This window comes from Actinomyces sp. ZJ308 (assembly GCF_011752065.1).
In the GTDB taxonomy this organism is placed as follows: Bacteria; Actinomycetota; Actinomycetes; order Actinomycetales; family Actinomycetaceae; genus Actinomyces.
Genome location: NZ_JAAIJY010000038.1, coordinates 17,492 through 28,390 on the forward strand (window position 1 = coordinate 17,492; position 10,899 = coordinate 28,390).

General features: G+C 70.5%; 6 protein-coding genes. All 6 read right to left on the reverse strand.

Features of this window, described 5'->3' with window-relative positions; all coding sequences use genetic code 11:
- Positions 1-139: 139 nt before the first annotated feature.
- Entirely contained in the window at positions 140-1,249 is a 1,110-nt protein-coding gene (locus HCR68_RS12690; protein WP_167150036.1) for a putative glycoside hydrolase, read from the reverse strand.
- Positions 1,246-4,056, reverse strand: coding sequence for a GT4 family glycosyltransferase PelF (pelF, locus tag HCR68_RS12695; RefSeq protein ID WP_167150038.1), 2,811 nt, complete (start codon positions 4,054-4,056; stop codon positions 1,246-1,248). Before pelF ends, HCR68_RS12690 begins: the two co-directional genes overlap by 4 nt.
- Positions 4,053-5,501, reverse strand: a complete 1,449-nt coding sequence (locus tag HCR68_RS12700) for a hypothetical protein (RefSeq protein WP_167150040.1) — start codon at positions 5,499-5,501, stop codon at positions 4,053-4,055. Before HCR68_RS12700 ends, pelF begins: the two co-directional genes overlap by 4 nt.
- A gap of 578 nt (positions 5,502-6,079) precedes the next feature.
- A complete protein-coding gene (locus HCR68_RS12705; protein WP_167150042.1) occupies positions 6,080-8,680 on the reverse strand; it encodes an ATP-dependent Clp protease ATP-binding subunit in 2,601 nt (866 codons plus the stop codon).
- A 214-nt stretch (positions 8,681-8,894) separates the two neighbouring features.
- On the reverse strand, positions 8,895-9,650 hold the full coding sequence (locus tag HCR68_RS12710; protein WP_167150044.1) for a response regulator transcription factor: 756 nt from the start codon (positions 9,648-9,650) through the stop codon (positions 8,895-8,897).
- Positions 9,647-10,762: an ATP-binding protein gene (locus tag HCR68_RS12715; protein WP_243859114.1), complete on the reverse strand. Its 1,116-nt coding sequence runs from the start codon at positions 10,760-10,762 to the stop codon at positions 9,647-9,649. Before HCR68_RS12715 ends, HCR68_RS12710 begins: the two co-directional genes overlap by 4 nt.
- Positions 10,763-10,899: the final 137 nt, after the last annotated feature.

Genomic DNA, 10,899 nt, shown 5'->3' on the forward strand with positions numbered 1-10,899 from the left:
GACCACTCTATGTGACCTCGGTCCCATACTGAAATCGGCTCGCCCAGCCGCGAACACGGCCGCACCCGGACCGAAGGGCCCGCGCGGCCGGCCGACGTCGCCCTCCCGACCCGTTGACGGGAGCCGGCGCGGGCGCCGCTCAGGGGCGCAGGGCGATGAGGCCGACGTGGCCGGGCAGGGTGACGCGGGTGGGCAGGGGCTCGCCGTCGGGCGCGCCGGTGGGGCCGGGCAGGACCAGGCCGTCGGGCAGCTCCAGGCCGGCCTGCCCCTCACCGCTCAGGACGACGGCGGCCAGGCCTCCCTCGAACTCGCGCACCCAGGCGCCCTCGCTGCGCTGGGGCCGCCCGAGCGGCCGCCCCAGGTCGGCGTCGAGGGCCGGGAACCAGGGGGTGCGCGAGTAGTCGTCGTGGCCGGTGGCCGTGTAGGCGCCCTCCCCTCCCCCGAAGACCCAGAAGGCCGCCAGCCCGTAGAGGCCGGGGGAGAAACGAGTGCTGCTGGCGGAGCCGCCGCCTCCGCCGTCGGGCGTGCGCACGATGGACAGGCCGGGGCCGCGCAGCTCGTGGATCTGGGCCAGGGCCGTGGCCTCGTCGAAGAAGTGGTTGTCCCCCCAGCCCAGCCAGCACTCGTCGAAGCCGCCGCCCCAGGCGGAGTGGCGATCCCAGCGCCCGGGCTCGCGGCGGGCCTCGGCCACGTTGGGGATGAGGATCTTGCCGACGCTGTTGAGCCCGGCGCCGACCTGGTCGACGAAGGTGTTCAGCTCGGCGCGCAGGGCGGCGGTGTCGGCGACGCCCTCCAGCGGGAAGTCCAGGTCGTAGTAGTCGTCGAAGACGTCGTTGTCCGCCATGATGCCGTCGAAGGCGGTGCCGGCGGTGGCCTGGCAGACCTCCTCGACCCAGCGGCGGCGGTAGTCGGGGTCCCACACGCGGGCCTGGAAGTGACCGGGGTAGGTGCTCCACTCCACCAGGTCACCGTTGTCGCGCCTGGCGAGCCAGCCGCGGCGGCGGGCCTCGCGGTAGGACAGCCCGGAGGCGCGCATGGAGTCCGGCTCGAAGTCCCGAGTGGAGGACAGGCACCGGTAGGCCAGGACCGTCATGTCCGGGCGCGCCTCCTTGAGGCGCGCGGCGGCCTCGGTCTCCCAGGGCTGGAGGATCGCGGCCCGGTAGTGGGCGATCGCGAAGTCCAGCTCCCCGGGCTCAAGCGGGTTGCCGTAACGGATCCAGGCGCCGACGCCGCCGGTGCTGCTCCTCATGCTCCTCCTTGGTCGGTCTCCGGGCGGGCCTGCGCGCCGGCGCCGCCCTGGCGGTAGATCTTGTTGTAGGAGGCGTTGACCTTGACCAGGTCGTAGGCGGCCTCCACGCGGCCCCGGGCGTTGAGACTCAGGCGCTCGTAGAGCTCGACGTCGCTGATGATCTCCTGGACCTTGTCCGCCATGACGGCGGGGTCGCCGGGCTCGATGATGATGCCGCAGGGCTCCCAGGTCTGCCCGTCCTCGGTGACGATCATGTCCTCGACGACGGAGCGCACGGCGCCGACGTCGGTGCTCACCGTGGGGATGCCGGCGCCCATGGTCTCCAGGGAGACGACCGGCAGGCCCTCGTTGTAGCTGGGCAGGACGAACAGGTCGAACTCGGGCAGGAGCTCGCGAACCTTGACGGTGCCGCGGATGGTGATGACGCTCTCCAGGTCCTTCTCGACGATGCGGGTCAGGCACTGCTCGAAGTAGGAGGGCATGTGCTCGGTGGGCCCGCACACGTCCAGGTGGATGTTCAGTCCCCGGTCCACCATGAGGCGCACCGAGTCGATCATGTCCAGCAGTCCCTTGATGGGCACGACGCGGGCGATGTACACCAGCTTCCACAGGTGCTTGTCCGCGCCCTCCTTCTTGATCTCCTCGATGGCGGCCAGGCGGGCGGCGTAGGAGGCGTCGAACTCCTCGGTGACGATGCCATTGGGGATGACGATGGCCCGTCCGGCGTCGCCGCCGAGCTCGTTGGCCTCGGTGATGGCCCGCGGGTAGAGGTAGGTGGAGGCGTAGGCGTAGGGGTAGCACAGGCGCCCCATCTCCAGCCACCAGGCCATCCACATGCGCTCGCGCCCGGTGACGTCGAAGGTGCGGTAGTCCTGCAACGTGATGTTGAGGTCCATCCGGCGATCCAGGAGCGTGTTGACGGTGTCGCGCACGTAGAGGTTGTGCTCGGTCAGCAGCACCCGGGTGCCGTGCTCGCGGGCGGCGTTGACGCTCAGGAGCATGGCGTAGCCGGTGGTGTGGGCGTGGTAGACCGAGGCGCGCGGGACCGGCTCGGCCAGGACCGCGTAGGCCAGGGAGAAGAAGTCGCGCAGGCACCAGAAGATGTCGGTCATCGACATCCCCAGGTCCGGCATCATGTCGTGGTAGGCCTCCATGAACTCGCGCGTCCCCAGGATCGCCCAGACCGGGTAGCGCCGCGAGGCGCTCAGGCCCTCGCTGATGATCTCCCACAGCGGCTCGGTGCGGCCCTCCTGGGCCAGGGCGAGCATGGCGCTCAGGATGCGGCGGGACAGCTCGCGGCGCTGGCGGCGGTTCATGCGCAGGTCGCGCGGGCGGGCGCGCAGGAAGTCCTCCTGGTGCTCCTCCATGGACAGGAAGAGGACTCGGACCCAGGCGACATTGTCCGGCATGCCGTAGAGGTCCTTGAGCGCAGAGTGGGAGTCCCAGGTGATGTGGATGATGCCGAAGGTGAGGTCGGGGTTGCCGGTGATGATGTCGTGGACCACCGCGGAGACCCCGCCCTTGAGGTAGGGGTAGGTGGACTCCATGACGATGGCGACGTCGACGTCGACGTAGACGCCGTCCTCGGGGACGCCGTCGGGCAGGACCTGGGCATCGGGCTCCGGCTCGGGCTCCTCGGGCACCTGGAGGAGCTCGGCCGCGCCCGCCGATGCCTCCTCGGAGGCGGCCTCGTCCTCGGTGGTCTGCTGGGACAGGGGCAGCGCGGCGGCGTCGGAGGCGGCCGAGGCCACGGACTCCCAGGCGATGGCGGTGGGAGCGATGGGGCTGGGTGGGTGCGCGCCTCCCGCGTCCCCGGTATCGGCCGTATCGGATGCGTCGGCGGAGCCGCCGGGGCCACCGGATCCGTCAGGGCCGACGGCGGAGGGCCGCCCCTCCGGGGCCAGCACCGTCTCCTGGAAGGGCGCCACCGGGGCGGATGACGGTGGGACGCCGTCGTGGGTCTGGTCGGCGGGAGCCGACGGCGCTGCCGGGACCTGAGAGGAGGCCACGGGTTCCGGTGGAGCCGCGGGCTCAGGCGGGGCGACCGGCTCCGGCGAGGTGACGGGTTCCCTTGAGACCGCGGGCTCCTGTGACGCCGCAGGCGCCGGCGAGGCCGAGCGCACGGCCCCGAAGATCGGGGAGTCCAGGACCTCGGCCTCCTGGGAGGGGGCGGCCGGCTCCTGGGACCGGGGGCGTGGCTGGACCACACCGTAACCGGCCGGCGCCGGGGTCTGGACGACGCCGTAGATCGGCGCCGCGGGGACCTCGGGGGTGGAGGCCGACTCGCTCACCGGCGGGACGGCGTACGGAGCCGTGCGCCCGGCGGGCTCGGACCTCACGGCATCGCCCCTCCTGGGTGTGCCGGCCGAGGCCGCCGTGCGGGGAGGCTCCGCCCGGTGCTGACCGCGGCGGCCCCGCCGTTCCTCGGGCGCTCCGGGCGCGACCGAGGCACTGGAGGCACTGGGAGTGACGGAGGCACTGTGGGCACTATGGGCACTATGGGCACTATGGGCGCTGAGAGCACTGCGCGCACTGGTGGCGCTGCGGGCACTGTGAGCACTGCGTGAGCTCCGGGCGCTGGCGGCGCTGGAGCCCGAGGGGCCGCTCAGAGCACTCGCACCGCCGGTGGTGACGACCACGCCGTAGCCGTCGGGGCCGATCTTGACCGTGGGGCCGGTCTCCTGGCCCCGGTCGCCGATGCCGGGTGCGTCGTCGGGACTGGGCATCGGGGCGTAGCCACCGGCTGGAGCCGAGTAGCGCAGCGGAAGACTCTCCAGCCGGGCGCGGAAGGACGACGACGAGCTCACCAGGACATGGCCTTTCCCCAGAAGAAGGAGTACTCCGGCGAGGCCCACCGCTTGCGATAGAGCAGCAGGCCCAGCGCGCACAGCGCCAGGTCGACGCCGGCCAGCGGCAGGTAGGCGCCGGTGCCGGCCACCCGCAGCAGCAGGGCGGCGGCGACGGCCACGTGGATGCCGGACAGGAGCAGGGCCGAGGTCGAGTCGCCGATATGGTCGATCTCATAGCACAGGAGGGTCAGCACTGTGAACAGGGTCGAGGAGACGCACACCTCGAGGACCAGGGGCACCTGCTCCGGGGCGATGAGCGCCATGGAGCAGATGACGATGATGACGCCGGCGCCCCCCACGACGCAGGCGCGGATGAGGCTGGCATCCAGCAACCGACGCAGGGTGCGCCCGCGATCACGCAGGCTGGCCATGCCCTCGCGCTTGAGGACCGTTTGGAACATGGCGATCTCGGTGTTGACCCGCGGAGCGGTGACCGCGAAGTAGTAGCAGTAGGCGACGACGGCGGGCTGGAGACACAGGTAGACCAGTGCCACGTCGAAGTCGCGACCGGCACCCAGGAAGAGGAAGAACTTGTCTGACCACAGCACTCCCCCCAGGATCGCACCTCGGAGCATGTCCTGCACGAGGATGCCGGTGGACACACCCCGGGGGCGCAGGACCTTGCCCAGGGAGCGCCCCATGGACAGGACCTGGCTGAGGGTGCCCAGCAGCGGGGGCAGGTACCACCAGGTGGGCTCGGCGATGAGGGCGACGGCGTAGAAGAGCCAGCCCACCGACCACAGGCGGCGTCGGCCCGAGACGTCGGCGACGATGAGCGACTGGACGAAGACCACGTGCAGGAGGAGCAGGGCGGTGTGCACGCCCATGACGCGCAGGTTCCAGCCGGTCACGGCGGCCATGACGAGGATCTCCAGCGCCGTGGGGACGAGCGCCCACAGGAACAGGGCCGGCCAGATGGAGCAGTAGCGCTCCAGGACGGCCCGTGGACCGCGCCCGATCGAGTCGCCCAGGAGCCGGTACACGGGGGTGCCGATGACCTGGCTGAGCCAGGGCACTGCGACCGACACGCTCAGGACGATGACCGGCAGGCCCGTTCCGTCGATCGTGCTGGCCGCCATCTTCTGAGAGACGACCGGGAAGCTCAGACCCAGCAGGATCGCCGGAGACATCCCCAGCAGCATCGCGGCGCCCCAGTGCCAGCGGGCCCCGGGGGCGATGCCACCGCGTTTGAGCGCCCGGGTGGGGGGCGCCGTGATGAGTCCCAGACCGATGAGGACGGTGACGACCAGCACTCCGACCGTCCCCGCCATCGGCCAGGCGATCCAGGGCAGCACCGCCGTCGCCACGCCGGCGGCGCTCAGGGCCGCAGCAGCGTTGGCGGTCCGCAGGCGCGGGAAACGGTGCTGATGAAAATGTCGCGGTTCGTATCTGAGTTGGGTCATGGGAGTAGTGGCACCAAGGATGCGTGAGCACGCACGGGCGATCCGAGCCGGGCATTCAGTACCGCGAGTGAGGAGCGCAACGGCAGCCTGAATGAGGGCTGGCAGGTAGGACGGTTACGGACGAGAGCGGGCAGAGACGGTTGGCAACGACGGTTGAGACAGCCCCGCGCGGCGCGGAGCGACGACACCGACCGACCAGGTCCTAGGGACGACTTTCGCCGGAGCGTCACCCCACTGTATCCGGCAGAGGGCGAACATGAGACGGTCAAGCCGAACTTTCAGTTTATTCTCTCGGCTCGTCCAGGTTTCATTAAACCTTCGTGGTGCCCGCTTCGTCGCGACGACACACCTGAGACATGTAAGTATTCACGACGACCAGCGGCCAGCCGCAAGGCCTGAACACATACTGAGATGGTCGTCACCTGGAAAAACGCGGGAGCGGGACAATTCAGCGCCGCTGTCCTCACTGTGGCTCACGCCAAAGCGGGGGTGCCGGTGGAGGCACCGGTCGGATTCCGACGACGATGGGCCGCAACCCGGCTGGGTTGCGGCCCATCGTATGGAGCTGGTGGCGGAGATCAGTGCCCCGGCTCGGCGGCAGGCGAGGCGCCGCCGTCGCGACTGATCGGCGTCGAGGGGATGCGCAACGGAGCGGAGGATCCTCCCCCGCCGCCGGCTGCGGCCTCCTCGGCCTCGCGCAGCGCGGCCACCTCGGCCTCACCCTGCTCCCAGGGCTCACCGCGGAAGATGAACTCACCCAGGATGGACTCGCCCTCGGCGTCGACGATGACCTTCTGACCCCGCTCGATCTCCCCGAAGAGGATCTTCTCGCTCAGGGCGTCCTCGATGTCGCGCTGGATGGCGCGGCGCAGCGGACGGGCCCCGAGGACCGGATCGAAGCCGCGCTCGGCCAGGAGCTCCTTGGCGGCGTCGGTCAGCTCGATCGTCATCTGCTGCTCGGCCAGGCGCTTGTCGAGGCGCGCGATCATGAGGTCGACGATCTGACGCACCTCCTCCTTGGTCAGCTGCGGGAAGACGATGAGGTCGTCGACGCGGTTGAGGAACTCGGGGCGGAACTGCTGCTTGAGCTCGCGGTTGACGTGGGACTTCATCTCCTCGTAGTCCATGGCGCCGGACTCGGTGGACTGGAAGCCGGTGGCCACCGACTTGCCGATGTCCTTGGAGCCGAGGTTGGTCGTCATGATGATGACGGTGTTCTTGAAGTCCACCACGCGGCCCTGGGCGTCGGAGAGGTGTCCGTCCTCCAGGATCTGCAGCAGCGAGTTGAAGATGTCCGGGTGGGCCTTCTCGACCTCGTCGAACAGGACCACGGAGAAGGGCCGACGGCGCACCTTCTCGGTGAGCTGGCCGCCCTCGTCGTAGCCGACGTAGCCGGGAGGCGCGCCGAAGAGGCGCGAGACCGTGTGCTTCTCGGCGAACTCGGACATGTCGAGCTGGATGAGGGCGTCCTCGTCGTCGAAGAGGAACTCCGCCAGGGCCTTGGCCAGCTCGGTCTTTCCGACGCCGGTGGGGCCGGCGAAGATGAAGGAGCCGCCGGGTCGCTTGGGGTCCTTCAGGCCGGCGCGGGTGCGACGGATCGACTTCGACAGGGCCTCGATGGCCTTGTTCTGGCCGATGATGCGCTTGTGGAGCTCGGTCTCCATGTTGAGGAGCTTGGCGGACTCGGCCTCGGTCAGCTTGACCACCGGGATGCCGGTGGACATGGCCAGGACCTCGGCGATGAGCGCCTCGTCGACCTCGGCGACCTGGTCGAGGTCACCGGACTTCCAGGCCTTCTCCTTGGCGGCGCGCTCGTCGGTCAGGCGGCGCTCGTCGTCGCGCAGGGAGGCGGCGCGCTCGAAGTCCTGGTCGTCGATCGCGGACTCCTTCTCCCGCTTGACCTCGGCGATCTTCTCGTCGATCTCGCGCAGCTCGGGCGGGGCCGTCATGCGGCGGATGCGCAGGCGGGCGCCGGCCTCGTCGACCAGGTCGATGGCCTTGTCCGGCAGGAAGCGGTCGTTGATGTAGCGGTCGGCGAGCTTGGCGGCGGCCTCGATGGCCTCGTCGGTGATGACGATGCGGTGGAAGGCCTCGTAGCGGTCGCGCAGGCCGGTGAGGATGCCGATGGTCTCCTCGATGCTGGGCTGGTCGACGGTCACCGGCTGGAAGCGGCGCTCCAGGGCGGCGTCCTTCTCGATCTTGCGGTACTCCTCCAGGGTGGTGGCCCCGATGGTCTGGAGCTCGCCGCGAGCCAGCATGGGCTTGAGGATGGAGGCGGCGTCGACGGCCCCCTCGGCGGCGCCGGCACCGACGAGCGTGTGGATCTCGTCGATGAACAGGACGATGTCGCCGCGGGTGCGCACCTCCTTGAGGACCTTCTTGAGGCGCTCCTCGAAGTCGCCGCGGTAGCGCGAGCCGGCCACGAGCGAGCCCATGTCCAGGGAGTAGAGCTGCTTGTCGCGCAGGGTCTCGGGGACGTCGCCGTGGACGATGGCCTGGCTCAGGCCCTCGACGACGGCGGTCTTGCCCACGCCCGGCTCCCCGATGAGGACGGGGTTGTTCTTGGTGCGCCGGGAGAGGACCTGCATGACCCTCTCCATCTCCTTCTTGCGGCCGATGACCGGGTCGAGCTTGCCCTCGCGGGCGGCGGCGGTGAGGTTGCGGCCGAACTGGTCCAGGATGGCGCTGCCCGACGGCGTGCCCTCCTTGGAGGGGCCGCCGGCGTTGACCGTCTCCTTGCCCTCGTAGCCCGAGAGCATCTGCATGACGGTCTGGCGCACGCTGGACAGGTCGCCGCCGAGGTTGGTCAGGACCTGGGCGGCCACGCCCTCGCCCTCGCGCAGCAGGCCGAGCAGCAGGTGCTCGGTGCCGATGTAGTTGTGGCCGAGCTGGAGGGCCTCGCGCATGGAGAGCTCGAAGACCTTCTTGCCGCGCGGCGTGAAGGGGATGTGACCGGTGGGGGCCGACTGGCCCTCGCCGATGATCTCGATGACCTGGCTGCGCACGGCGTCCAGGGAGATGTCCATGGACTCCAGCGCCTTGGCGGCAACTCCCTCGCCCTCGTGAATGAGGCCGAGAAGGAGGTGCTCGGTGCCGATGTAGTTGTGGTTCAGGGCCCGCGCCTCGTCCTGCGCAAGCACGACGACGCGCCGGGCGCGGTCGGTAAAGCGTTCAAACATCAGTAGTTCCTCCTCGGCACGTGCTCGGTGCGGGACCTCTCGTCCGGTGGTGGCGAGGGATGTCGCAGCGCCGCGGAGAGATGGCGCTGGGGGCACGTGCTGACAAGGCTAACCAGCCGGATGCCTCGCCCATGCCCCTGTTCGCGGTAGGCGTGAGTCAGCCTTGAGCCGGGGCGACTCAAGGCGAGGCGCACGGGCCGGCACGGGCCGGGGCTCAGTCCAGCTCGAGCAGACCGCGGCGCAGCGCCTCGGTGACGGCGGCCGTGCGTGAGTCGACACCGAGCTTGGAGTAGGCGCGCAGCAGGTGGGTCTTGACGGTGGCCTCGGTAATGTAGAGCTCGGCACCGATCCGACTGTTGGACAGCCCGCGCGAGGCGGCCTGGAGGACCTGCCTCTCGCGCGGAGACAGGGTCACCGGCACCTCCGCCGCCCGGCGCGAGGAGCCGTCCGCGCCGGGTGCGGCGCCTCGCGCCACGCCGACGAGCCGGGTGGTCACCGCCGGGCTCAGCGCACTGCGGCCCACCGCGGCGGAGAGCACGGCCGCGATGATGTCCTCGCGCGGGGAGTCCTTGAGGAGGTAGCCGATGGCACCGGCCTCGACGGCGCGCAGGATGTCCCCGTCGGTGTCGTAGGTCGTCAGGACCACGACCCGGGGCGCAGCGGGGCGCGCGGAGATCCGGCGGGTGGCCTCGACCCCGTCGAGGCCGGGCATGCGCAGGTCCATGAGGACGACGTCGGGGGCCAGCTCGGCGGTCAGGGCGATGGCCTCGGCGCCGTCGGCGGCCTGGCCGATCACCTGGAGGTCCTGCTCGCCCGAGAGCATGCCGACGATCCCGGAACGCACCACCGGGTGGTCGTCGACCACCAGGAGACGGACCCGGCGGCCACTCGATCCAGGCGGCGGGGACGGGCCGGCGGAGCCCTCCGACGATCCCGGGGTAGTCGCTGAGGTGGGGCCGACGTCGTTCACAGGGGCATTCTGGCCTCGACGACGGTTCCGACACGCCCGTGCTGGTCGGGCTCCTGAAGCGGGTCGACGGTCAGCGTGCCGCCGAGGGTCTCCACGCGTGCCCGCATCCCGGTCAGTCCGGTTCCCTCCGGCGCCCCTCCCGCGCCGACACCGTCGTCGGCGACGGTGATGATCAGCTCGCCGGTCTCGGAAGGGGAGACGACGACGTCGACGTGCTCCGCCCGGGCGTGGCGCGCGACGTTGCTCAGGGACTCCTGGACGATGCGCAGGACCGCTACCTGGAAGGCGGAGGACATCTGGGCCGGCAGCTCGGCGACGAGGGAGATGTCCACACCGTGGTGCTCCTGGGCCCGGGCAAGTCGCCGCAGCGCGGCCTCCAGGCCGTCGTCGCGCAGGGCGCTGGGGCTCTCACCGGCCACCAGGGCCCGGGCCTCGGCCAGGTTGTCGCGGGCCACGGCCTCGATCTCGGCGAGCAGCCCGTACAGGGACCGCGCCTCACGGGGGTCGCCGCCCGAGTGCTCGGCGAGATCGTTCAGAGCGGTCTGGGCGAGGTTGATCACGGAGATGAACCCCTGCGCCAGGGTGTCGTGGACCTCGTGGGACCAGCGCTCGTGCTCGGCGGCGATGCCCGCGGCGCGCTCGGCGGCGACGAGCTCGCTCTGCGTGCGGGCCAGGGCGGTGAGCGCCTCCTCCTTGTCGGCCAGGGCGTGGATGGCCTCGAAGCGGACGATGTGGACCCAGGTGACCCAGGTGCCCGTCACCAGGACGACGACGACCATGATGAGGGGGTTGATCCACCAGGCCTCGTCGCCGTCGCCTCGGAGGTACCCGGCGGCGGCGAATCCCGCCGCGAAGACGAGGTGCGCCACGACGGCGGCCCACCACCTGGTGTAGACCCACCAGAGCATCGGCAGCACGATGAAGAATCCCGGCATCGCCAGGTCGGTGTAGCGCACCGCCACGAGGTTAGCGACCGCCAGCGTCCAGGTCAGGAGGCACCAGACCCACCGCGGCAGGTCCGCCCGGTCCAGTGGTGGGTACACGCCCGTGGGGCTGTCCGTGCCCTCACAGGCCAGGCGCAGTTTTCCGCACAGGTCGCGGGGCCAGGACACGAGATGAATCGCCCCGGGTTTGATGGAGGCAGTGATGACACGGAAGGATCACTGTCATGGGACAGAAGAAGTACCCCGATGAGCTGCGCGAGCGAGCCACGAGGATGACCTTGGAGGCACTGGCCGACCCGGCGCGG

Bases quoted from the DNA above. Each gene is read 5' to 3' on its own strand.
- HCR68_RS12705 (WP_167150042.1), bottom strand. From the start codon at position 8,680: ATGTTTGAACGCTTTACCGACCGCGCCCGGCGCGTCGTCGTGCTTGCG.
- HCR68_RS12700 (WP_167150040.1), bottom strand. From the start codon at position 5,501: ATGACCCAACTCAGATACGAACCGCGACATTTTCATCAGCACCGTTTC.
- HCR68_RS12690 (WP_167150036.1), bottom strand. From the start codon at position 1,249: ATGAGGAGCAGCACCGGCGGCGTCGGCGCCTGGATCCGTTACGGCAAC.